Annotated in this window: 24 protein-coding genes and 1 tRNA gene; 20 read left to right on the top strand and 5 right to left on the bottom strand. The window is 65.4% G+C overall.

Annotated elements, in window-relative coordinates:
- The first annotated feature begins 15 nt into the window (after positions 1–15).
- The 4 genes from PG883_RS09785 to PG883_RS09770 all read left to right on the top strand — a co-directional run bounded on the left by PG883_RS09785 (position 16) and on the right by PG883_RS09770 (position 2567).
- Positions 16–92, top strand: a tRNA-Arg gene (locus PG883_RS09785).
- 260 nt (positions 93–352) lie between these two features.
- Complete coding sequence (ppk2, locus tag PG883_RS09780) at positions 353–1177, top strand: polyphosphate kinase 2 (protein WP_042864304.1); 825 nt, start codon at positions 353–355, stop codon at positions 1175–1177.
- Positions 1178–1336: 159 nt separating this feature from the next.
- The gene (locus PG883_RS09775) at positions 1337–2395 is read left to right on the top strand and encodes a PQQ-dependent sugar dehydrogenase (protein WP_052815396.1); all 1059 of its coding nucleotides are present in this window, start codon (positions 1337–1339) and stop codon (positions 2393–2395) included.
- 16 nt (positions 2396–2411) lie between these two features.
- Entirely contained in the window at positions 2412–2567 is a 156-nt protein-coding gene (locus PG883_RS09770) for an entericidin A/B family lipoprotein (RefSeq protein ID WP_010673301.1), read from the top strand.
- Positions 2568–2612: 45 nt separating this feature from the next.
- On the opposite strand, the gene PG883_RS09765 is transcribed toward PG883_RS09770, so the two are convergent.
- On the bottom strand, positions 2613–3407 hold the full coding sequence (locus PG883_RS09765; RefSeq protein ID WP_052815395.1) for a DeoR/GlpR family DNA-binding transcription regulator: 795 nt from the start codon (positions 3405–3407) through the stop codon (positions 2613–2615).
- Positions 3408–3663: 256 nt separating this feature from the next.
- Here PG883_RS09765 and ltnD point away from each other — a divergent pair, with 256 nt between their 5' ends.
- The 10 genes from ltnD to PG883_RS09715 all read left to right on the top strand — a co-directional run bounded on the left by ltnD (position 3664) and on the right by PG883_RS09715 (position 15707).
- Positions 3664–4572 (top strand): L-threonate dehydrogenase, encoded by a 909-nt coding sequence (ltnD, locus tag PG883_RS09760; protein ID WP_052815394.1) that lies wholly within the window; start codon positions 3664–3666, stop codon positions 4570–4572.
- On the top strand, positions 4569–5819 hold the full coding sequence (otnK, locus tag PG883_RS09755; RefSeq protein ID WP_052815393.1) for a 3-oxo-tetronate kinase: 1251 nt from the start codon (positions 4569–4571) through the stop codon (positions 5817–5819). Before ltnD ends, otnK begins: the two co-directional genes overlap by 4 nt.
- Positions 5812–6444 carry a 3-oxo-tetronate 4-phosphate decarboxylase gene (gene otnC, locus PG883_RS09750; protein WP_039041066.1) on the top strand — a complete coding sequence of 211 codons (633 nt, stop codon included), beginning with the start codon at positions 5812–5814 and terminating at the stop codon, positions 6442–6444. The genes otnK and otnC overlap by 8 nt, the downstream gene beginning before the upstream one ends.
- A complete protein-coding gene (otnI, locus tag PG883_RS09745) occupies positions 6441–7214 on the top strand; it encodes a 2-oxo-tetronate isomerase (RefSeq protein ID WP_052815392.1) in 774 nt (257 codons plus the stop codon). Before otnC ends, otnI begins: the two co-directional genes overlap by 4 nt.
- An 11-nt stretch (positions 7215–7225) precedes the next feature.
- Positions 7226–8200: a D-erythronate dehydrogenase gene (denD, locus tag PG883_RS09740; RefSeq protein ID WP_236729462.1), complete on the top strand. Its 975-nt coding sequence runs from the start codon at positions 7226–7228 to the stop codon at positions 8198–8200.
- The gene (locus PG883_RS09735; RefSeq protein WP_041211233.1) at positions 8197–9702 is read left to right on the top strand and encodes a GntP family permease; all 1506 of its coding nucleotides are present in this window, start codon (positions 8197–8199) and stop codon (positions 9700–9702) included. The genes denD and PG883_RS09735 overlap by 4 nt, the downstream gene beginning before the upstream one ends.
- A 90-nt stretch (positions 9703–9792) precedes the next feature.
- Positions 9793–10683, top strand: a complete 891-nt coding sequence (locus PG883_RS09730; RefSeq protein ID WP_039041063.1) for a DMT family transporter — start codon at positions 9793–9795, stop codon at positions 10681–10683.
- 59 nt (positions 10684–10742) lie between these two features.
- Positions 10743–12680, top strand: a complete 1938-nt coding sequence (locus PG883_RS09725) for a methyl-accepting chemotaxis protein (protein WP_052815389.1) — start codon at positions 10743–10745, stop codon at positions 12678–12680.
- A 681-nt stretch (positions 12681–13361) separates the two neighbouring features.
- Positions 13362–14762, top strand: coding sequence for an OprD family outer membrane porin (locus PG883_RS09720; protein WP_270807162.1), 1401 nt, complete (start codon positions 13362–13364; stop codon positions 14760–14762).
- Positions 14763–14876: 114 nt separating this feature from the next.
- On the top strand, positions 14877–15707 hold the full coding sequence (locus PG883_RS09715; protein ID WP_270807161.1) for an SDR family oxidoreductase: 831 nt from the start codon (positions 14877–14879) through the stop codon (positions 15705–15707).
- A gap of 59 nt (positions 15708–15766) precedes the next feature.
- Here PG883_RS09715 and PG883_RS09710 read toward each other — a convergent pair whose 3' ends face one another.
- Positions 15767–16099 carry a DUF1904 family protein gene (locus PG883_RS09710; RefSeq protein ID WP_010673289.1) on the bottom strand — a complete coding sequence of 111 codons (333 nt, stop codon included), beginning with the start codon at positions 16097–16099 and terminating at the stop codon, positions 15767–15769.
- A 70-nt stretch (positions 16100–16169) separates the two neighbouring features.
- Here PG883_RS09710 and PG883_RS09705 point away from each other — a divergent pair, with 70 nt between their 5' ends.
- The 6 genes from PG883_RS09705 to PG883_RS09680 all read left to right on the top strand — a co-directional run bounded on the left by PG883_RS09705 (position 16170) and on the right by PG883_RS09680 (position 21887).
- Entirely contained in the window at positions 16170–17057 is an 888-nt protein-coding gene (locus PG883_RS09705) for a TraB/GumN family protein (protein WP_270807160.1), read from the top strand.
- A gap of 155 nt (positions 17058–17212) precedes the next feature.
- Positions 17213–17362 (top strand): DUF3149 domain-containing protein, encoded by a 150-nt coding sequence (locus PG883_RS09700; RefSeq protein ID WP_010673287.1) that lies wholly within the window; start codon positions 17213–17215, stop codon positions 17360–17362.
- A gap of 115 nt (positions 17363–17477) precedes the next feature.
- Positions 17478–18059, top strand: a complete 582-nt coding sequence (smrA, locus tag PG883_RS09695; protein WP_010673286.1) for a DNA endonuclease SmrA — start codon at positions 17478–17480, stop codon at positions 18057–18059.
- A 106-nt stretch (positions 18060–18165) separates the two neighbouring features.
- Positions 18166–19644, top strand: a complete 1479-nt coding sequence (locus tag PG883_RS09690) for a carboxypeptidase M32 (RefSeq protein ID WP_270807159.1) — start codon at positions 18166–18168, stop codon at positions 19642–19644.
- A gap of 261 nt (positions 19645–19905) precedes the next feature.
- Positions 19906–21414 carry a DNA-3-methyladenine glycosylase 2 gene (locus tag PG883_RS09685; protein ID WP_270807158.1) on the top strand — a complete coding sequence of 503 codons (1509 nt, stop codon included), beginning with the start codon at positions 19906–19908 and terminating at the stop codon, positions 21412–21414.
- The gene (locus PG883_RS09680; protein ID WP_201890686.1) at positions 21411–21887 is read left to right on the top strand and encodes a methylated-DNA--[protein]-cysteine S-methyltransferase; all 477 of its coding nucleotides are present in this window, start codon (positions 21411–21413) and stop codon (positions 21885–21887) included. Before PG883_RS09685 ends, PG883_RS09680 begins: the two co-directional genes overlap by 4 nt.
- Positions 21888–21909: 22 nt before the next feature.
- Here the strand turns inward: PG883_RS09680 and PG883_RS09675 are convergent, their stop codons facing one another.
- The 3 genes from PG883_RS09675 to PG883_RS09665 form a co-directional block, all read right to left on the bottom strand.
- Positions 21910–22575, bottom strand: coding sequence for a class I SAM-dependent methyltransferase (locus PG883_RS09675; RefSeq protein WP_270807157.1), 666 nt, complete (start codon positions 22573–22575; stop codon positions 21910–21912).
- Between the two features lie 111 nt (positions 22576–22686).
- Entirely contained in the window at positions 22687–22944 is a 258-nt protein-coding gene (locus PG883_RS09670) for a DUF1272 domain-containing protein (RefSeq protein WP_167825289.1), read from the bottom strand.
- A gap of 44 nt (positions 22945–22988) precedes the next feature.
- Positions 22989–23318 carry a DHCW motif cupin fold protein gene (locus PG883_RS09665; RefSeq protein ID WP_041214635.1) on the bottom strand — a complete coding sequence of 110 codons (330 nt, stop codon included), beginning with the start codon at positions 23316–23318 and terminating at the stop codon, positions 22989–22991.
- Positions 23319–23377 lie beyond the last annotated feature (59 nt).

The raw sequence follows: 23377 nt of genomic DNA, 5'->3' as shown, positions 1-23377 counted from the left end.
AATGCCCGCCACAAGGTTCCCGTAGCTCAGCAGGATAGAGCGGTCCCCTCCTAAGGGACAGGCCACTGGTTCGACTCCAGTCGGGAACACCATACACAGCAAGGGGCTGGCATCGTCATGATGCCAGCCCCTTGTGCGTTTCTGCGCCATTTCCCCTGCATCCATGGCGGCCAGGTCCCGCCCCCCTCTTCAATGTCTCACTGCCACCAACAACCCCGCGAGCCCCACCAAAAATGATCCCGGCCATCCCCCGGTAGTTCCCACTCCCGGTGGCGGCACACCGTCATCTACCCTTGAAGGGCGCCGTCCGGCAGGACGGCCTTCCATTCGCCGAGACACAGAGAAGGACATCATGGGCAGCAAACGAAAATCCAGAACGGAAGAACCGGTCGTGGCCGAGGCGCAAAAGCCCCTTGGCAACAAGGCATACGAAAAAGCGCTGCGCCTCTTGCACGTGGAGCTGGTCAGGCTGCAGCAGTGGGTGGTGCACAAGGGGCTCAAGGTCTGCATCGTCTTCGAGGGGCGCGACGGGGCCGGCAAGGGGGGCACCATCAAGGCGATCACCGAGCGGGTCAGCCCCCGGGTCTTTCGGGTCGTCGCACTGCCCGCCCCCACGGAGCGGGAGAAGAGCCAGCTCTACTTCCAGCGCTACATCCCCCATCTGCCGGCGGCGGGGGAGATCGTCATCTTCGATCGCAGCTGGTACAACCGGGCCGGGGTGGAGCGCATCATGGGTTTTTGCAGCGAGGAGGCGAGCGACAAATTCCTGGCTGGCACCCCCATGGTGGAAAAAGCCCTGGTGGACTCTGGCATCATTCTGCTGAAGTACTGGCTGGAGGTGACTCCACAAGAGCAGGAGCGGCGGCTGCGGGATCGCATCGACGATGGCCGCAAGATCTGGAAGCTCTCCCCCATGGACATCAAGTCCTTCGATCGCTGGGATGACTACACCCGGGCACGGGATGCCATGTTCATCGCCACCGACACCGCCTGGGCCCCCTGGTTCGTGGCCCACTCCGAGGACAAGAAACGGGTGCGCCTCAACATCATCTCCCACCTGCTGGCGCACATCCCCTACGAGGCGCTGCCGACGGAGCCGGTGAAGCTGCCCAAGCGCAAGATAGGCAAAGTCAAACCATCGGAGCACCCGCTTCGCATCGTGCCAGCCCTCTTCTAGCCAGAGGGGGTGAGCCCTGGCTCACCCCCTTTCCCTTCCTGCCCCAAGGGACAACCGGCGCTGCCGGTATCATCCAATGGCTTGTTGTTGCTCACGTTTTCCCGTTTGCCTCCCCTATACTTCAGCGACATTCAGGTCTGGCCGAGCGAGGAGGCCCCCATGTTGCGACTGTTTGCCCTGCTGCTTGTCTGCCTGGTGCTCCCGGTGCGGGCGCTGACCCTGACCCCGGTGGCGGGGGAGCTACGCCACCCCTGGGGACTGGCCTTGCTGCCGGATGGCGGCTACCTCGTCAGCGAGCGCCCTGGGCGCCTGCTGCGCATCGACGCGGGTGGCAACCGCCATGTGGTCTCCGGCCTGCCGCCCCTCGCCGCCACGGGCCAGGGGGGTCTGCTCGATCTCGCCCTGGACAGCGATGGCTGGCTCTATCTCAGCTACAGCGAGCCGGGGGACGGGGGCGCCGGCACCGCCGTGGCCCGGGCCCGGCTGCAAAAAGACGCCCTCGTCGACTGGCAACTGCTGTTTCGCCAAGAGCCCAAGGTGGCTGGCGGCACCCATTTCGGCTCTCGCCTGGTGCTGACGGATGACCACCTCTTCATCACCCTGGGGGATCGCTACACCGAGCGGGAGCGGGCCCAGACGCTGGACAACCACCTCGGCAAGACAGTACGCCTGCACAAGGATGGCCGGGTCCCCGCCGACAACCCCTTCGTCAAGACGCCGGGGGCCCTGCCGGAGATCTGGAGCCTGGGCCATCGCAACATGCAGGGGGCGGCCCTGCGTCCGGGCAGCCAGCAGTTCTGGGCTCACGAGCACGGTCCCCAGGGCGGGGACGAGGTCAACCTCATCCTGCCAGGCCACAACTACGGCTGGCCCAGAGTGACCTTTGGCGAGGAGTACGGGGGCGGCAAGATTGGCGTGGGCCAGAGCGCGCCGGGCATGACGGCACCGCGCTGGATCTGGGTGCCCTCCATCGCCCCCTCGGGCATGGCCTTTTATCAGGGGAACCTGTTCAGGGAGTGGCAGGGGGATCTGTTCGTCGGCGCCCTGCGCGGTCAGGCCTTGTTGCGCCTGCACCTCGACGGAGACAAGATAGTGTCGGCAGAGCGGCTGCTGACCGATCTGGGGGAGCGGATCCGTACCGTCAAGGAGGGCCCCGACGGCGCCCTCTACCTGTTGACGGATTCAGACCAGGGGCGCCTGCTCAAACTGACCCCATAGCATGAAAGGAGCAAGGATGAAGACGAATCGCATGCTGCTGGTGCTCTGCACCAGCCTCTGGTTGCTGGGCTGCAACACCATCCACGGGATGGGACGGGACATCGAGAAGGCGGGGGAGGTGATCCAGGGCTCCGCCAAGCTGACGGACGCACCGGCCGCAGAGGGTCGCTGATCCCGGCCGGGTGGCGCCATGGTTCGCCCCCTGTCGTCCCTTTCCTTATCCCTGTTCGGCGCTGGCCACCAGACTGGCCAGCGGCGCCATAGTCACCCTGACCCCGTTCTGTGCCAATGCCTCGCGGGCGCTCTGGGGCAGTTGCTCGTCGGTGATCACCTGATCGATCGCATCCCAGCTCACCACGTTGAAAGTCCCCACCTTGCCATATTTGGACGAATCGCAGATGAGGATGCGGGTCGCCGCCGACTCCACCACGGCCCGCTTCACCGGCACCTTCTGTTCGCTCGGGGTGGAGATCCCCTGACTGTCCCAGGAGGAGGCTGACAGGAAGGCGATGTCCAGATGGAGGTTGCGCAGGAAGTGGGCGGTGGCCTCCCCGGCACAGGACTGGTTCTCGCGAATGACCTGACCCCCGGTGTGATAGAGGCGGCAGCGGCCGTGCTCGATGAGGTAGGCGCAGACCATGAAGTCGTTGGTCACTATCATCAAGTCTTCCCGAAGCGCCAGCTCCCGGGCCAGCTCCAGGGAGGTGGTACCGGCGTCCAGATAGACGGTGCTCCCCTCGCTCACCTGGGCGGCGGCGAGCCGGGCAATGGCCAGCTTGGCCCCCTGCATCAGGCTGCGCTTGGCGGCGTGTGAGGGCTCGCTCTTGATCCGCTGGGAGAGGCTGACCCCGCCGGAGACAGAGAGTACCCGCCCCTGCTCCTCCAGCTTCTGGATGTCGCGCCTGATGGTCATGTGGGAGACCTGCAGCCAGTCGGTCAGCTCCACTATGCTGACCACGCCGCGCTCTGCCAGCAGTTGCAGGATACGTTGCTGTCGCTCTACGGGAATCATCTTGCCTCGCGCCTCGGGAAAAGGAAGGTGCCATTCTATCCCAGCGACCTGGGAAAAAATGATAAATAACCTGAAACGGGCTCACAAATCACATTTATTCACAAAGTTAGCGCCAAAACTTGACCCAAAAGAATCTCAACCCTCTTAAATAACAAAAATTAACATGCAGTAAGTTATTTTTTGTGACGACTGCCTGATATTTCATCGCCGCAAGCCTCTACTATCTGCTCATCAGTCGTAATCGAGGAATCACGAGATGAGCACTCCCTATCATGTTGCGGTCATCGGCCTGGGCGCCATGGGCATGGGCGCCGCCCGTTCCTGCCTTCGGGCCGGGCTCACCACCTATGGCATCGACCTCAGCGAACAGGTCCGCGGCCAGTTGCAGCAGGCCGGTGCCGCCGCCGTCATGGCCGATGCCAGGCCCCTGGCGGAGACGCTCGATGCCGTGCTGTTGCTGGTGGTCAACGCCACCCAGGTGCGCCGCATCCTGCTCGGCGAAGCGGGGTTGGCTCGCCACCTCAAACCGGGCACCGCCATCATGGTCTCTTCCACCATCGCTGCCGAAGAGGCGAGCGCCCTGGCCGCCGAGCTGGCGCAGATGGGACTGCCGATGCTGGATGCGCCGGTTTCCGGTGGTGCCATCAAGGCCGATGCCGGCGAGATGACGGTGATGGCCGCAGGCTCCGACGCCGCCTTCGACAAGCTGGCCCCGGTGCTGGATGCGGTGGCCGGCAAGGTCTACCGGGTCGGCAGCGAGCCGGGCCAGGGCAGCACGGTGAAGATCATCCACCAGCTGCTGGCCGGGGTGCACATCGCGGTGGCCGCCGAGGCCATGGCCCTGGCCAGTCGGGCCGGCGTGTCCCTGGATCTCATGTATGACGTGGTGACCCATGCCGCCGGCAACTCCTGGATGTTTGAAAACCGCATGCCCCGGGTGCTGGCCGGTGACTACCAGGCCCGCTCCGCAGTGGACATCTTCGTCAAGGATCTCACCCTGGTGGCGGACACCGCCAAGGCGCTGCGCTTCCCGCTGCCGCTCGCGAGCACGGCGCTGAACATGTTCCTCGGCGCCAGCAACGCAGGGCACGGCCAGGAAGATGACAGCGCCGTCATCAAGATCTTCTCAGGCATCACCCTGCCGGGTCAGGAGGAGCAAGCATGAAACTCGGAGTCATCGCAGACGACTTCACCGGCGCCACCGACATCGCCGGTTTCCTGGTGGAGAACGGCCTCTCCACCATCCAGTTTGCCGGCATCCCGGCAGAGGCGGATCTGACCGGGGTCGACGCCGTGGTGATCAGCCTCAAGAGCCGCTCCTGCCCGGCCGATGAGGCAGTGCGCGACTCCCTGGCGGCCCTCGACTGGCTCAAGGCCCGCGGCTGCCCGCGCATCTACCAGAAATACTGCTCCACCTTCGACAGCACGGCGGCGGGCAACATCGGCCCCGTCACCGACGCCCTGCTGGCGGCGCTGGAGAGCAAGTTCACCCTGATCTGTCCGGCCCTGCCGGTGAACGGTCGCACCGTCTATCAGGGCAACCTGTTTGTCGGCACCCAGCCGCTCGCCGAGTCCGGCATGCGCCATCACCCCATCACCCCCATGACCGACAGCAACCTGCTGCGGCTGATGGAGGGGCAAGCCCAGGGCCGCGCCGGTCTGGTGCCGTTCAATACCATCGCACAGGGTCCCGGCGCCATTGCCGACGCCTTTGAGCAGCTAACGCAAGCTGGTGTGCGCTACGCCGTGGTCGACACCCTGACCGAGCAGCACCTGCTGGACATCGCCACCGCCGCCCTCGACATGCCCCTGGTGACCGGCGGATCCGGCCTCGCCATTGGCCTGGCTCGTCAGCTTGGCAGCGGCGATCTGCAGGGTGCCCGCGAAGCGGGCTGGCCCAGAGGCAGCCGCGCCGCGGTGCTGTCGGGCTCCTGCTCCGAGATGACCAACCGTCAGGTGGCCCGCTATCGCCAGCACGCCCCTGCCCTGGCGCTGGATGTGGTGCGCTGCCTCGAAGAGGCCGACTACCCCGCCGAGCTGGCGCGCTGGGTACTGGACCAGTCCCGGACCCCGGCCCCGCTGGTCTACGCCACCACCAGCCCGGTTGAGCTGGCCCGCATTCAGGAAACCCACGGCCAGCAGGCGGCCAGCGACGCGGTGGAACACTGCTTTGCCCACCTCGCCCAACTGCTGCAAGGCGCCGGTGTGGACCGCTTCATCATCGCCGGTGGCGAGACCTCGAGCCGGGTCACCCAGGCCCTCGGCGTCAAGGCGTTCCACATAGGCCCGCAGATCGCCCCCGGTGTGCCCTGGGTGCGGGCCATCGACGCCCCCCTGTCGCTGGCCCTCAAATCCGGCAATTTCGGGAGCGACGACTTCTTCGACAAGGCTCAGGAGTATTTCCATGACTGAACAGGCACTGCGCGACACCATGGTGATGCTGGGGGCTTCCCTCTTCCAGCGCGGTTATGCCACCGGGGGCGCCGGCAACCTCTCCGCCCTGCTGCCGGACGGTACCCTGATCGCCACCCCGACCGGCTCCTGCCTGGGACGGCTCAGCGCCGACAGGCTCTCTCACGTCAACCTGCAGGGGGAACACCTGGGAGGTGATCGCCCCTCCAAGGAGGTGGCCTTCCACCTTGCCATCTACCACAACAATCCGGACTGCCGGGCCGTGGTGCACCTGCACTGTACCCACCTGACCGCCCTCTCCTGTCTGGAGGGGCTGGATCCGGCCAACGTCATCCGCCCCTTCACCCCCTACTACGTGATGCGGGTCGGCCAGTTGCCGCTCATCCCCTACTACAAACCGGGGGATGCCCGCATCGCCGAGGAGCTGGGGCGCCGCGCCCCCGAAGGCAACGCCTTCCTGCTGGCCAACCACGGCCCCGTGGTGACGGGCAAGGATCTGGTGGATGCGGTCAACAACATGGAAGAGCTGGAGGAGACGGCGCGCCTGGCACTGATGCTTCATGGCCACGCCATCCGCTACCTGAGCGAACCCGAAATTGATGAATTGAGGAGGATGAAACCATGAGCAAGTTTGCTGCCAATCTCACCATGCTGTTTACCGAGGTGCCGTTCCTGGAGCGCTTCGCCGCCGCCCGCGACGCAGGCTTCGAGGCGGTGGAGTTCCTCTTCCCCTACGAGTGGCCGGCCGCAGAGCTGGGCCGCCGCTTGCGCGAGCAGGGGCTCTCCCAGGCCCTGTTCAACATGCCGCCGGGCAACTGGGGCGCGGGGGAGCGCGGCATGGCCGCCATCCCGGGGCGGGAAGCGGAGTTTCGCGCCCACCTGCCAAGCGTGCGTGACTATGCCCTGGCGCTCGGCTGCACCAAGGTACACGCCATGAGCGGCATCGTGGACCCTGCTCATAGCCTCTCGGCCCACCGCCAGACCCTGATCGACAACATCCGCTTCGCCGCCGACTTCCTGGCCGAAGACGGCATCAAGGTACTGCTCGAGCCCCTCAACGATCGGGATGTCCCCGGCTACTTCCTGGCCCACCAGCTCGACGCCCTGGCCCTGGTGCAGGAGATAGACAGACCCAACGTGGGGGTGCAGCTCGACCTCTATCACGCCCAGATCATGGACGGGGATCTCACCCGTCTCATCGGCAAGCTGGGCCCGGCCATCGGCCATGTCCAGATCGCCTCGGTGCCGAATCGCCACGAGCCGGACGAGGGGGAGATCGCCTACCCCCACCTGTTCAAGGTGCTGGCGCAGGCGGGCTACCACGACTGGATTGGCTGCGAGTACAACCCCAGAGCCGGCACCCGGGAAGGGCTGGCCTGGCTGACACAACAATAACGACCCTGAACATGAACGAGTCTGAGGATAACAAGATGCAGATCATCATCACCGGCGGCGGTGGCTTCCTGGGCCAGAAACTGGCCAAAGCCCTGCTGCAAGGCCCCCACCCCTTCACCGAGCTGCTGCTGGTGGACATCCAGCAGCCGCAATCCCCCCTGCCGGACCCCAGGGTTCGCTGTCTGCGGGCCGACCTCACCGAAGCCGGTGTCGCCGAGTCCCTCATCAGCGAGCGGACCGCCGTGGTCTACCACCTGGCGGCCATCGTCAGCAGCCACGCGGAGCAGGACTTCGATCTGGGCTGGCAGGTCAACCTGGACACCACCCGCACCCTGCTGGAGGCGTGCCGCCATGCCCGGCCCGGCATCCGCTTCGTCTTCACCAGCTCGCTCGCCGTCTATGGCGGCCCGCTGCCGGAGCTGGTGAATGACGGCACGGCGCTCACCCCCACCTCCTCCTACGGCGCCCAGAAGGCCATGGGGGAACTGCTGGTCAACGACTACAGCCGCAAGGGCTTCGTCGACGGTCTGGTATTGCGCCTGCCCACCATCTGCGTACGGCCGGGCAAGCCGAACCGCGCCGCCTCCTCCTTTGTCAGCAGCATCATCCGCGAGCCGCTGCAAGGGGAGAGCGCCATCTGCCCGGTGAGCCCGGATCTGCGCCTGTGGCTCTCCAGCCCCGCCACCGTGGTCGCGAACTTCCTGCTGGCGGCCAGACTTCCCGCCACCGGTGACGCCCGCAGCATCAACCTGCCCGGCATCAGCGTGACCGTCGGCGAGATGCTGGAGGCCCTCGCACGGGTCGGTGGCCAGGCGGCCCGGGATCGGGTGCAGTTTGCCGCCGATCCGGCCATCGAGCGCATAGTCGCGAGCTGGCCGGGACGCATCGACAACCAGCGGGCCAGCACCCTCGGCTTCGCGGCAGACAGGACGTTTGCCGACATCATCGACAGTTTCATCACCCATGACATGCAGGAGGCATCATGAGCGACATCCCAACCCCCATCATCGGTCTCATCATCGCGGTCTTCGTGCTGGTGTTCCTGGTCATCCGTACCCGGGTGCATGCCCTGATCGCCATGCTGGCGGCGGCCTGCATCGCCGGGATCACCGGCGGCATGAGCATCGACAAGACCCTCACCGTGATCACCCAGGGCTTTGGCTCCACCCTCGGCAGCATCGGCATCGTCATTGGCCTCGGGGTCATGATGGGTCGCCTGCTTGAGGTCTCCGGCGCCGCCGAACAGATCGCCTACAGCTTCATCAAGTGGCTCGGCAAGCGCCGCGAGGAGTGGGCCCTGGCCATCACGGGCTACATCGTCAGCATCCCCATCTTCGTGGATTCCGCCTTCGTCATCCTCTATCCGGTGGCCAAGGCGCTGGCGAAAAGCGGCAAGCGCTCCCTGCTCACCCTGGGGGTGGCGCTCGCGGGCGGCCTGGTGGTGACCCACCATACCGTGCCGCCGACCCCGGGCCCGCTGGGGGTTGCCGGCCTGTTTGGCGTGGACATCGGCGCCATGCTGCTGACCGGCATGGCCCTGGCCATCCCCTGCGTGCTCGGCATCGTCTTCTACGCCCAGTGGCTCGACAAGAAGTACCCCGAGTTCGGTGCCCAGGCCGCCCAGACCCCGGACGAGCTGCAAGCCACCTATGAGCAGTACCTCAAGGAGAAGGAGGGCAAGACCCTGCCGAGCCTGACCCTGTCGCTGCTGCCGATCCTGGTGCCCATCGTGCTCATCTTCGTCAAGGCCATCTTCACCACTCTGGCCACCCTGGAGGGCATGGACGGCCTGATGGCGACCCCCCTGGTGCAGGGCATCAACTTCATCGGCACCCCCATCATCGCGCTGGCCATCAGCGTGCTGCTGGCGGTCTATACCCTGGTCCCGCACATGGACAGGCACGCCACCGCCGCCCGCCTGGAAGAGGGGCTGCAATCCGCCGGCATCATCCTGCTGGTGACCGGTGCCGGTGGGGCGCTGGGGGCCGTGCTGCGCGACAGTGGCGCGGGTCAGCAACTGGCCGAGCAGATCGCCCAATTGCCCATCTCCCCCATCCTGATCCCCTTCATCGTGGCGACCCTGGTGCGCCTCATCCAGGGATCCGGCACCGTGGCCATGGTGACGGCGGCCTCCATCTCCGCCCCCATCCTGGCGCAGATCCCCGGGGTCAACATGCTGCTGGCCGCCCAGGCCGCCACCATGGGGTCGCTCTTCTTCGGCTACTTCAACGACAGCCTGTTCTGGGTGGTCAACCGCATGATGGGGATCTCCGACGTCAAGCAGCAGATGATCGTCTGGTCCATCCCGACCACCATCGCCTGGGCCATCGGCGGCACCGGCGTCGCCCTGCTGAACCTGCTGTTCGGCTCCGGCGGCACCTGGTTCGACCCCGTGCTGCCGCTGTTGGTGCTGGCCCTCATCGTCTGGTACGTCAAGGGGCAGTCCCTGGCCCCGGCGGCAGGGGCCGTCCCGAGCCGGGAGTCATAACCCGCACCGTCACGGCAACGCTGTGTGACGAGGGCCAGTCTGCTAGACTGGCCCTCTTTTTCGTTCATTCATCTTGCAAAGGAGTGTTGGATGCCTGCGTCTTCCTGGTGGGACAAGTCCACCGGTTTTGCCCTGCTCACCATTTTGTTGTGGGCCTCCCTCGCCGCGCTCACCTCCCGGATCACCAGCGTCTCGCCGCTGGTGCTGGTGGGGCTGGTGCTGCTGTTCTGCGGGGCGGGCACCCTGCCATTCTGGCGCCAGTGGCGCGCCAGCCCCCTCACCTGGCTGGTGACCATCACCGCCCTGCTGCTCTATCACCTGCTGCTGTTCACAAGCTTTCGCCACGCCCCCGTGCTGGAGGCAAACCTCATCAACTACCTCTGGCCCCTGTGCATCATCCTGTTCACCCCCTTGCTGCTGCCGGGCCATCCCCTGAGCCTGCACCATCTGCTGGCCGGGGCCCTGGGTCTCGCGGGATCGGTGCTGGTGATGGTCGATGGTCACCTGCAACTGCAACAGGCCCATCTGCCCGGCTACCTGCTGGCCCTCGGCGCTGCCATCGTCTGGGGCGCCTATTCCGTGCTCTCCCGCCGCCTGCCTCCCGCTCCCGCCGTGGTCACAGCCGCCGCCTGCCTGCCCGCAGGCCTCTTGGCCCTGCTGCTGGCATGGATGCTGGAAGGCCCCTTGCCATTCGCCCGGATCCCCCAGGGAGACTGGCTGCTCATCGCCGGGCTCGCCCTCGGCCCCATGGGGGCGGCCTTCGTCACCTGGTATCTGGCGCTGCGGGACGGGGATCCGCGCCGCATCGGCGCGCTCGCCTACCTCACTCCCTTGCTGAGCACCCTGCTGCTTGTCTGGCTCAACGGCGAGGCGCTCACCCCGCGCCATCTGCTGGCGGGGGGGCTCATCATGGGCGGCGCGCTGCTCGGCCTGCTGGTGAAGAGCCCAAGTCAACGGGAGCTGGCACGGCCACTGTCATAAAAACGCCATCAGACCTGATTAAGCTCGCGCCCATTGCGTGATTCAAGCAGGAATCTGATGTGAAAATTGCCCATTTTGCCTCCCTCTCTTCCCTCGTCTTGCTGCTGGTGGCCGGTGTCCAGGCCACCGCGCTCTATCATGGCTGGCAACAATTCAACCACTCGGCCCAGGCCCAGCGTCTGCAGGAGCGCCTGCAACAGCAACTGAGCGGTCCGTTGCAGGGGGCGCTTCGCGACTATCTCGGCAGCGGGGATCCCCTGCTGCTGGCCCAGGCCCAGGGAGTGCGCCAGCAGGCGCTGGCCCTGCTGTCCCGCCTGGAGGATCCCCAGACCCAGCCGCTAAACGCCCGGCTTGAGCAGATGAAAACCCGCATTGACGGCGACTATCTGGCGGCGGGCAAGCTCTCCGGCAACAGCCAGTGGTTGCTGCAAAATGCCGAGAACGAGTTGACCACCCAGGCCAAAGCCTTGCTCCGTTACGGCCAGCAGGGAGCAGCCGCCGGGCGGGATCCGGCCCTGGCCGAGCAGTATCGCCAGGGGGCGGCCGACATCCTGACCGCCCTCCCCTCCCTCGCCCACCAGCGCCAGAACTACATGGAGCAGGCGAGTGCCAAGCGTCTCGAAGGGCTGCAATTCGAGCTGGCTGCCCTGCAAAAGCAGGCCGACTCCCTGGCCGCCCTGCCGAGCATGGAGCTTTTCGAGGAGGCACCGGCCGACGAATTCACCCTGGGAGAGCCGATACGCAAGGAGCTCGGGGATCAGCCCAAAGCCGAGCTGACCTCCCTGCTCAAGCGCTATCCCCAGGAGCTGGAAAACAGCCGCAAGACGCTGCAACAGCAGCAGGCCGCTCGTCAGATGGTGCAGCAGGACATCACCCAGCTGCTGCAAGCGGGGGAGCAATTGGGTGAACAACTCGCCGCCGCCCGTCAGACCATGAACCGGGAGCTGGCCACCGTGCTCGGCGTGCTGGCGCTCTGCCTGGTCGTGGTGGCCCTGCTGTTCGCCCTGGTGCAGCGTCGCTGGCTGGTCAGGCCCCTGCTGCAACTGCGGGCAGCCTTCCTGCAGCTCGACGCCACAGGTCAGGCCCAGCTGCTGACCCCGGGGCGCGAGCGCAACGAACTGGCGGACATCGTCGCGAGCTACAACCGCCTGATACAGCGCCTGCAACAGGATCAGCAGCAGAAAGAGGGCCAGCTATCGGCGGTGTCGCAAAGTCTGCAAGGGATGGTCAACCAGGTGCAGGAGATCCATCACAGCACCCGCACCACGGAGCAGGCGGTGGACGAGAGCGACACCATGATGCAGGAGCTCAACCAGCTCGCCAGCGAGGTGCACCAGGTCGCCGCCGAAATCGCCCAGCACGCCCAGCACAATGAACACTCCATGAGCCAGAGCGAGCGGCTGGTCGGGGGCATGCTGACGGCTACCGCCCAGACCGGGCTCGCCATCGACGAGAGCAGCGGCGCCCTGGCCCAGCTGACCCGCTCGGTGGAGGACGTGACCGCCATCGTCGACGTCATCGGCCATATCTCCCAGCAGACCAACCTGCTGGCCCTCAACGCCGCCATCGAGGCGGCCAGGGCCGGGGAGCAGGGACGCGGCTTCGCGGTGGTAGCCGACGAGGTGCGCCACCTCTCCGCCGACACCCAGCGCTCCCTCGGCCAGATCACCGAGATCCTGGCCAGCCTCACCCAGGCGGGGGATCAGCTCGCCACCGTGCTGGCCCGCATCACCGCAGAGGCCGCCGAGCAGCGCCAGCAGGCGGAGCAGCTGCGCCAGACCACCCTGACGGTGCGGGAGATGGCGCGCAGCACCGCCGTCATCGCCCTGCAAGGCGCCGACAATGCCAAGAGTCAGGAGCACAGGCTGGCGAGCTTCGCCGCCCTCATCGGTCGCATCAGCCAGCACGCCCGCCAGGGTAGCCGCCTCTCGGTACAGGTCTCGGAGCACATCCACCACCAGGCCCAGCAGATCCCCCGGATCCTGAGTCAGAGCTGATAACCCCCGGGCAAGGTTCGCACCAGACCCGGGGCGCGCTCCCTGTCAATCTCCCCGCGGCCCGGCCTTGCCGCAACCCTTCCCCTGATACTCCCGTCACGTCTTCACGGGCGATGACGGGTTGCCTCATCCATTCAGTCACAGGCTCCCTCACCCCTTTCACATCCCTGGTCCCCCTGTCTGTCGGGGCGACGGCTCACGCTCGTGACAGTGGGCATCCCGCCGGACCCATCTTTTTTTGTGATACAAAATTATATGTTGCCACCGGGTTAACAAAGAAAGTTCTGCCTTGACGGCAAGATCTGCGCAGGAGAACGGTGAAACCACCATGAAAGCGTTGTCATTGCCGACATGCGTGGCCTGAGAGTGCCCACACCAAGAATCATGATTATTTGCACTCGGTCATATTTTTGAAACTTGCCGGGAACTTTACATTGATATTTCGCACCGCGAACGTACTCTTGGTGATGTCAGATCGCCAAGGATCGACAGCCAAAAAATAACGACTGTAACGATGCAGATAGCCCCGACCGATGCGCCAAGGCATCAGGCACAAGGGCTCGACAGAGAACCATTTTTTTGCCCTTCGGGGTGTTGATTGCAATGCCAATACCGAGCGGCGGGTGCCTACCCGGCTGCCGGATAAAAAAGCTAAGTCCATAAAATCAGGAGCAATAACAAATGGAAAAAGTGATCTTCAAGCGCGCCGCGTTGAGTGCTGCCGTGGTCGCGGCACTGGTCGCCCCCGGCATGGCGTTCGCCGCTCAAGACATGATGAGCCCGGAATACGGCAAGTCCTACAGCGCCTTCATCGACGAAGGCAAGCTCACCGGTGGCCTGTTCTACTTCCAGCGTGAGCGTGATCGCGTCCAGGCAGGTCCGGGTCAGGATGGCAAATACCACTCCAACCTGAGCCATGCCACCACCCAGGCAGCCCTGAACTTCAACTCCGGCTATGCATGGGGTGTGGTCGGCGTCGACGTGGGCGGCTTCGGAGCCTACGACCTGGCCGTTGACGAGAGCAATGGCGTCAACGAAGAGAACGAGTTCTCCTTCTGGGGCGACAAGTGGGGTTCAGGTGGTGACGGCGTTCCCGAGAACGGCTTCAGCCTCTCCAACGCCGCCCTGAAATTCAAATTCGGTGACGCCGTCACCGCCAAGGGTGGTTACACCCAGCTCTATGTCCCCGGCATCCTCGGCGTCAACTGGTCCTATCAACCCGGTACCTACCGTGGTGGCCAGATCGAAGGCACTTTCGGCGGCCTCTACCTGACCTACGCCATCGCCGACGAGTACAAGGCTCCCTGGTTCAAGAACACCACCGGCTTCTCCAAGAGCAGCCCCTATGCCAGCGATCCCTTCACCGATGCGAACAAGATCGACTACATCCACGGTCTGGCCGCTCGCTACGCCTTCGAGAACGGCACTGCCGTCACCGCCGGCTTCGGTCAGTCCGAAGGCTACATGGACAGCTACCACTTCAAGCTGGCCCACAAGTTCGACGTACTGGGTGGCCTGAACACCAGCTACCAGTTCTACGGTTCCGACACCGAGAACAGCGACTATGACGGCCTGGCCTGGCAACAAGCCCTGACCGCCAGCTGGGCAGCCGGCCCCTATGGCTTCCGTCTGGAAGGCCTGTGGACCAAGGCTGAAGGGGATCTGGGCAACTACCTGCCCCGTCTGACCCGCGGCTACGGCAACTCCCAGGGCGCGAACGAAATCTGGTGGGATTCCCGCTCCGACTGGAACCACAACGACGAGAAAGCCCTGTTCTTCGGCGTGACTCGTTCCCTGGATGATCTGGTGGGTGCACCGGGCTGGGGCGTGGGTGTCTCCGGTGCCTACGGCTGGGATGCCAACAACGGCGACAAGTCCCTGGAAGGCGGCAAAGAGTGGGCAGCCAACTTCGACGTCATGTACACAGTGCAGGACGGCAAGCTGAAGGGCACCCTGTTCAAGCTGCACTACACCGACTACAACAACGAACAGGACGACAAGGGCAGCTGGTACTACCCGAACATGTTCAGCTCCGAGCATGACGTCAAGTTCCACATCATCATGCCGTTCACCATCATGTAATCAGGCATCTGACGTGACCGAAAACCGGGCCTCTGGCCCGGTTTTGTTTTTGGTGGCACCACGCTACCATGCCCGCTTCGGGCCACCTGCCGGCCGCCAACCAGGACCATGCTCATGCCCCATCCCTTCGTGCTCGTCACCGGCTGCTCCAGCGGCATCGGCCTCGCCGCCGCAAGAAAGCTCGGCGCCCGGGGCTTCACCGTCATCGCTTCCGCCCGCAAGGCCGAGGATGTGGCCCTGCTGCAGCAGCAGGGTCTGTTGGCGGTGCAACTGGATCTGGCGGACAGCACCAGCATAGAGCGAGGGGCGGCAGAGGCGCTGGCCCTGGCAGAGGGGCGCCTCTACGGCCTCTTCAACAACGGCGCCTACGGCCAGCCCGGTGCGCTGGAAGATCTGCCTACCGAGGCGCTGCGCGAGCAGTTCGAGACCAACCTCTTTGGCTGGCATCACCTCATTCGCCAGATATTGCCCCCCATGCTGGCGGCAGGCGAGGGGCGCATCGTGCAGAACAGCTCGGTGCTTGGCCTGGTGGCCATGAAGTATCGTGGCGCCTACAACGCCAGCAAGTTCGCGCTGGAAGGCTATACCGACACCCTGCGCCTGGAACTCGCGGGCAGCGGCGTGCACATCAGCCTGATCGAACCCGGCCCCATCGACACCCGGTTTCGCGCCAATGCCCGGGAGGCCTTCCTGCGCCACATAGACCCCGCCACCAGCCGCCATCAGGACGCCTATGCCCAGACGCTGGCCAGGCTGGAGCGTGAAGGGGGTGCCCGGGGCTTTACCCTGCCAAGCGAGGCCTGCATCCCGCCGTTACTGCATGCGCTCACGAGCAAGCGTCCCAGGCACCGCTACCCGGTCACCTTCCCGACCAAATTGTTTACCGTGCTGCGCCGCCTGCTGCCAAGCCGCTGGCTTGACAAGCTGCTGATCAAATCAGCCTGATAAAGGGGCCCTCGGCGGGCCTCCTCTTGACATGCACCGGTCTTAGCAACGATGCCTGCTCAATAGTGCTGGCCGTTGCTGTAGTAGTGACTCTTGACGATGGGCAGCACCTGCACCACCACATAGGTCTGCTCCCCCAGCACCCCTTTCAGGTGGCGGGTGATGAGGGCGGCGGCGGCATCCTGCATCTCCTGCGGTCGCTCGAACCAGACCAGCTCCACGAAGGGGAAACCGGCTTCGGGCTGGCCATCTCGTACCCACTGGCTCGGCACGCACTCCAGGGTGACGAACTCCGGCTTGCCACCGGTCAGGGCGCAGAGATCCGTCATCAGGGGGGCGCTTATCCGCTGCAGGGTGTCGACAGAAACTGCCCGAAAACGAAGGTGGGGCATGGGAAACCTCTTGGCTGTGACAAATGAGGACTTATCATAGAGCACTCATCCCGCTCACATAAGGTGCCTCATGAGATTCCATCCCACGCTGCTCTCCTTCCTGCTCTGCCTGCTGCTGCCGCTCCATGCCATGGCCGATCCGGCCTTTTACCGCATCAACAAGGGCAACGAACAGCACTGGCTGCTGGGGTCCATCCACGCGGGCAAACCCTCTCTCTATCCCCTGCCGGACCCGGTGGAGCGCGCCTGGCAGCAGAGCCGCGCCCTGGTGATGGAGGTGGACATGACCCACATCAGCCAGGAGCAGTGGCAGGAGATGGGCGCCATCACCCGGCTCGTCGACGGCAAGACCCTCAAGGATCACCTGCCCATAGACCTCTACCGTCGCACCCTCATCGCCGCGGGCCAGAATGGTCTGAACGAGAGCATGCTGGCCCCGCTGCGTCCCTGGTTTGCGGCCATTACCCTGACCCAGGCGGCCCTGGAGCGCACCGGCTATCGCGGTGAATACGGTGTCGACCAGCACTTCGCCAAGCGGGCGAACGACGGCGGCAAGCCCATCGTCGGGCTGGAGACCCTGCTGGAGCAGCTCGGCTATCTCGCGAGCGTCGGCGACAACCAGACCCTGATGCTGGAGAGCACCCTGGACGAGCTACCCGACATCCAGCAGGGGTTCGACGCCGTGATGACCGCCTGGCAGAACGGGGACGAGGCCACCCTCATCAATCTGCTCAGGAAGGAGATGGCGCCGCCCAAGCTGCAAGCCTGGCTGGAACAGACCCTGCTGGCAGAGCGCAACCGCAACTGGGTCAAGAAGTGGCCCAGCCTGCCGAACGAGAGCTTTATCGTGGTAGGGGCCCTGCATCTTTACGGCGAGCATGGGCTGCTCGCCCTGCTGGAGCAGCAGGGCTGGCGCATCACGCCCCTCACCGAACCGACCCTGGAGAAAGCAAAGTAGCGTCCAGTCCGGCGACCTGACGCGCCGGATGCGCGTCGGCTCACAGAATTTGCTGCCGATTAAATAACCAGAGAGGGAGTTGATCGAGATCATCCCCTCCCTCCTGAAGAGGTATCTATCATGCCTGTCACCGCCCAGTGACAGGAGTGAACGAGATGGAATTCTGGATGAACCTGATGTTCGGCAACAGCGTGGGGCTGATGTCCATGCTGGTGATTTTCGGCACCTTCCTGCTCATCAGCGCCTATGCGGTCTATTTCATCTACAAGGTGATGCACGCAGAGCCGCCCAAAGAGGGGCAATAACCAGGCTCGCTCAGACCGCCCTCCCCGGCAGGGCCGGGGCCCGCGAGCGTTGCCATTCTAAGGCCCACCAAGGCCCGCTATACTGGCTCCCTCATTTTCATGCGGGGAGCCTGCCGTGTCTCATAACGACGAACTCTCACTGTTCCTGCAGGAAGTGGCCGACGTGCGGCCCCTTCGCAGCGACCATATCGCCCCCGTTGCGGGCAACAGCCAGCCCACCGAGGCGCAACTCGCGCGCCGGGAAGCCGCCACCGCCGAACAACTCACCCTGGATCACCTCGGCACGGAAGCAGTCGAGATGCTGGACCCCCATGCCATCGTCGGCTTCAAGCGTGACGGCGTGCAGGAGGGGGTCTACAAGAAGCTGCGCCTTGGCAAGTACGAGCTGCAAGGCTCCCTCGACCTGCACCACAAGACGCTCAACGAGGCCCGTATCGCCCTGGTGCAGTTCATTGCCGAATGCGAAGTGCGGGATATCCGCTGCCTGCTGATCCTGCACGGCAAGGGGGAGCGCAGCACCCCACGTGCCTTGCTCAAGAGCCATGTCAGCGCCTGGCTGCCACAGTTGCCTTCGGTGATGGCCATGCACAGTGCCGAGCGCCGCCACGGCGGCAGCGGTGCGCTCTACGTATTGCTGCGCAAGAGCGAGCGCAAGAAGGCGGAAAACCGCGAACGGCACCAGAAGCGCCTCGGCTGACTGCCTGAGGGTGGCACCAGGGTGGATGGCAGTGCTAGCATCGGGCGGCCCCGATCATGCCAGGTACGGGGTGCATACCATCAGGGACGATAACAAGGACAATCCCATGTCATACCAGAAACTCGAACAACATCAGCAACAACTGCACCGCCTCTCCCACCTCTCCGCCATCTGCGGCTGGGATCAGGCCGCCATGATGCCGGAGGGGGGCAACGAGGCCCGCGCCGAAGCGATGGCGGAGCTTGGCGTGCTGATCCACGGCAAGCGCACCGCCCCCGAGCTTGGGGAGTGGATTGCCAAGGCAGAGAGTGAACCGCTGGACGAGCACCAGCGTGCGAACCTGCGGGAAATCAAGCGCCAGTGGCAGGATGCAAGCCTGCTGCCGGGGGCGCTGGTGGAGGCGCTTTCCTTGGCCGGCAGCAAATGCGAACACGCCTGGCGTCGCCAGCGCAAGGAGAACGACTGGGCAGGTTTTGCCCCGAACCTTGAGGAAGTGGTGCGCCTGTCGCGGGAGGTGGCTCGCCTGCGCGCCGACGCGCTCGGGGTGCGTCCCTATGACGCCATGCTGGCGCTGTACGAGCCCGGCATGACGAGCGCGAGGCTGGATCAGATCTTCGGCGATCTGACGAGCTGGCTGCCCGGCCTCATCCAGACCGTGAGCGAACGGCAGAAGAGCGACGTGCTCCTTACGCCGCAAGGCCCCTTCCCGATCCCAACGCAGCAGGCGCTCGGTCAGGAGGTGATGGGGCTGCTCGGCTTTGATTTCGCGCACGGCAGGCTCGACGTGAGCGGCCACCCGTTCTGCGGCGGCGTGCCGACGGACGTGCGCATCACCACGCGCTACAACGAGCAGGAGTTCGTCTCCAGCCTGATGGGCATCGTCCACGAGACGGGCCACGCGCGTTACGAGCAGGGCCTGCCGCGCGCACTGCTCGGCCAGCCGGTGGCCGAGGCGCGTTCCATGGGCATTCACGAGAGCCAGAGCCTGTTCTGCGAGATGCAACTCGGCCATCACCCCGCATTCCTCGCGCTGATTGCACCGCGCATCCGCGCACACTTCGGGGCGCAGGCCGCGCTCGCACCCGCGAACCTCGAGAAGCTGTACAACAGGGTCGAGCCCGGCTTTATCCGCGTCGATGCGGACGAAGTCACCTACCCTGCCCACGTCATCCTGCGCTACGAGCTGGAGCGGGACCTGATGGAAGGGCGCATCGAGGTCGCGGACATCCCCGAGCTGTGGGACGCGAAGATGCAGCAGTGGCTCGGCTTGTCCACGAAGGGCAATTACCAGAACGGCTGCATGCAGGACATCCACTGGACGGACGGTTCATTCGGCTACTTCCCGAGTTACACGCTCGGCGCCATGTACGCGGCGCAGCTGCGCTTCGCGCTCGAGCGTGAACTCGGCGACATGGGCCAGCTCATCGAAGCGGGCCGCCTGCCGGAGATCTTTGGCTGGCTCGGCCGCCATATCTGGTCCCAGGGCAGCCTGCACGGCACGGACGAGCTCATTCGCCGCGCGACCGGTGAGGCGCTCAATCCCCAGTGGCTGCGCAAACACCTCGAACAGCGCTATCTGAAATAAGCGAGGTTGAACCCCCTCCCAGCCTCCCCCTTCACAAGGGGGAGGAGCTAACCCCGCCCCTGTTCACAGAGGGGGGCTGTTTGTCCCCTCCCCTTACGAAGGGGAGGGTTAGGGTGGGGTCCTGCCCCCCTAACCTTACAAAGGGAGGACTGGGATTCCTCGGATCGCACTATTTTTGCTATCCCTGTCCGTTTTTGGCTAGTCACCCCTCTCGCCCCCGCTTAGTCTCTGGGACATGCCCACAGCAACCCGAGCCATGCCATGACCACAGCGCCCCCGCATTCATCCCAACGGGACGAGATCATCCCGGGTCTCACCCGGGAGCAGTGCCACGCCGCACGCCTCGCGCGAGACGCGCGTTTCGATGGCCGCTTCTTCACCGGGGTGCTCTCCACCGGCATCTATTGCCGCCCCGTGTGTCCGGCGCGGGCACCGCACGAGCACAATGTGCGCTATTTTCGCTTCGCGGCGGCGGCGGAGCAGCACGGGCTGCGCCCCTGCCTGCGCTGTCGCCCCGAGATCGCACCGGCCCAGAGCGGCGATCTGCCACCGCTCGTCGCCAAGGTGCTGGCGCGCATCGAGCGCGGCGAGCTGGCGGAGCTCAGCCTGGGCTCCCTTGCAACGCAAGCCGGGATCACGGAGCGCACCCTGAGGCGCCAGTTCGAGCAACATCTCGGCGCCTCGCCGAAACAGGTGGAGCAGACGCGCCGCCTGCTGCTTGCGAAACGGCTGCTGACGGAGACGCGCCTGCCCATCACGGACGTGGCGTTTGCCGCAGGCTTTGCAAGCATTCGCCGCTTCAACGACGCCTGGCTGCAGGCGTATGGCATGACACCGGGCGCCCTGCGCAAGCAGGAAGGGGGCGCGCCGCAGGAGACACCGCAATCTAGCCTGCAACTGCACCTGCTGTATCGCCCGCCGTTCGACGTCCAGGCCATGCTCGCGTTCTACCGGTTGCGCGCCATTCCGGGGCTGGAGCGGGTGGATGAGCACGGTTACGAGCGTCGCCACCGGGTCGGCGAGCAGGAGGGGCTCATCCGCATCGAGCCCGTCGAGGGGGAGAGGCTCAGACTCACGGTGCGGGATCTGCCGCCGGGTGCGCTGCCGGACATCCTGTACCGCGTGCGCCGCATGTGGGATCTCGACGCCGACATGAGCCGCATCGGCGAACACCTGGGGCAGGATCCGCTGCTCGCCGGCATCCAGGGGCGCTGGCCCGGGGTGCGGCTGCCGGGGGGGTGGGATGAATACGAGGTGATGCTGCGCGCCATCGTCGGCCAGCAGGTGTCGGTCAAGGGTGCCATCACCATCATGGGGCGCCTGGTGGCGCGCACCCAGGCTCAGTTCGGCACCGCGCAGCTACCCACCCCGACCCAGCTGTGCGAGCTGGATCTCGACGGCATCGGCATGCCGGGCAGCCGCATCCGCACGCTGCAAGGGCTGGCCTCGGCGCTCGCAAGCGGCGCACTCACCCTCGCCACGGCAAGCGACGAGCAACTGCTCGCGCTGCCGGGCATAGGCCCCTGGACGGTCGCTTACTGGCGGCTGCGCTGCGGGCTCGACACGGACGCCTTCCCCGCCTCGGATCTCGTGCTGCAAAAGGCGCTGGGGGGCGGTGACAAGCTGCCGGTGAAAGAGGTGACAGCGCGCAGCGCCCCCTGGCAGCCGTGGCGCGCCTATGCCGCGAGCTGGCTGTGGCACGCCATGAGTGAACAACCGGCGCTGCTCACCCGGCCAACACAGACACAAGACGAGGAGAAGAGCCCATGATCCGCTATGACATGATGCCCACCGACCAGGGCGAACTGCTGGTCGCCATCGACGAGCGCGGCCTGGTCCATGTGGATTTCCTGGCCGGACTGCGGCCGCTGCCCGACATGCGGGACTGGCTACAGGACGGCGAGGCGCTCGCCCCCTTCCTCGCCGAGTTTCGGGACTACTTCGCGGGCCGGTTGCAGCGCTTCACCCTGCCGCTCGCCCCCAGGGGCACGGCGTTTCAGCAAGCGGTGTGGCAGGCGCTGTGCGACATCCCCTACGGGGAGACCCGCAGCTACGGCGACATCGCCCGCACCATCGGCAAGCCAAACGCGGTGCGGGCGGTGGGTGCCGCGAACGGCCGCAATCCGCTCTCCATCATCATCCCTTGCCACCGGGTGATCGGCCAGAATGGCAGCCTCACCGGCTATGCGGGAGGCCTGCCCATCAAGCAGGCACTGCTGACGCTGGAGAGGGCCTCTCGTTGATCCGGCGCAGCCCGGCCAGGGCTCACTGCCGCTGCGCCAGCCAGCCGTGAAACCCCAGCGCCTGAAAGAAGCGGTGCGCCGCCGCGAAACCGGCCCCTTGCAAGAGGCGCCGGGTCTGTCCCTCGTCCAGGGAGGTGAAATCCTCCCCGAGGCGGCGCACCATCTGCTCGCAGGCAGGAAGCGGCAAACCGGCGAGGGCGGCTTGCAACCCCATGGCCTTGCGCTCGAGCGGGTCCGTTGGCGCCATCAGATCCGCCAGCAGCAGGGGAGCGCCAGGATTGAGCTGGCGATAAATATCACCCAATAGCGCAGCTTTGGAAGCTTGCGCCATAAAATGCAGAACCAACAGACAGAGTGCGCCATCGCAAGGCTTATTCACCACAGGCAATGCGCCCAGGTGCCAGCGCACCCTCTCCCCCATGCCCGCCTGCTCGGCCCGCATCCTGGCCTGGGCCAGCATGTCCGCCGAGATATCCTGGGCCACAAAGGTCCAGCGGGGGCAGAGACGGCCAAGCAGCAGCAACTCGCTGCCCGTGCCCACCCCCACCAGCAGCACCCGGGCCTGCTGGCCCAGCGCGGCCATCAGCCGGGAGGCACAAAGCTGGTGCAGCAGCTCGTAGCCTGGCACCAGCAGGGGGATGCGGCTGTCATAGGCCTTCGCCCCTTCTCCTTCGAATCGCTCCGTCATCTTTTGCTCCTTTGGTGTGAGCCCCCTTGATAGGGGCTGCCGCCGGGAGAAGGTCAAGAGCCACAGGGGCGAGCCAGTTGCCAGCCCAGCCCTTCCCATGAAGGGAGGGCCCTAGCCCCCCTTGCCCAGCGCCGCTTTCAGAGCCGGATTGAAGACGCGCTGGAGGGAGGCGGGGTTGTTCAGCAGCTTGGCCACCGGGCGGCGCGGGCGCCTGACCAGCTCGCCGCCACAGTTGGGGCAGGTCAGGTGCAGATACTGATCGTTGCACTCGGCGCAGAAGGTGCACTCGAAGGAGCAGATGTAGGCCGTCGCCGTGTCGGCGGGCAGATCCCGGTCACAGCACTCGCAGTTGGGTCTGAGTTCAAGCATGGCAAGTTCCTGAAGCGCAAAGGGAAAGCGGGAAAGAGGGCAGCTCAGTCGACGATAAAGAGGCGAGCGCCCAGTTCGGTATAGGAGCGATGGGGTTCGGCGTTGTCCGCCACCTGGTAGCTCATGCCCGGCGTCAGGGTGAAGACGCGGCCATCCTGCAACTCGGTGTGCAGCTCCCCTTCGAGGCAGAGCAGCACATGGCCCTTGCTGCACCAGTGATCCGCCAGATACCCGGGGGAGTACTCCACCATTCGCACCCGCAGCTCCCCGAACTGCCGGGTGTGCCAGCGGGCGACGCCGCGCTCTCCCTTGTGTTCGGTCGGCGGGACCTCGGCCCAGTTCGTGGTGCAAAACGGCAGTGCATGGATGTTCATGACGGATCCTTTGTCAGAAGAAGGCTGGGGGAAGGTGCCTCACCACGGGATATCCGTGA

The organism is Aeromonas sp. QDB25 (genome assembly GCF_027707725.1).
In the GTDB taxonomy this organism is placed as follows: Bacteria; Pseudomonadota; Gammaproteobacteria; order Enterobacterales; family Aeromonadaceae; genus Aeromonas; species Aeromonas caviae.
The sequence above is the reverse complement of the archived record's forward strand: the minus strand, read 5'-3'. Positions and strand labels throughout refer to the sequence as shown.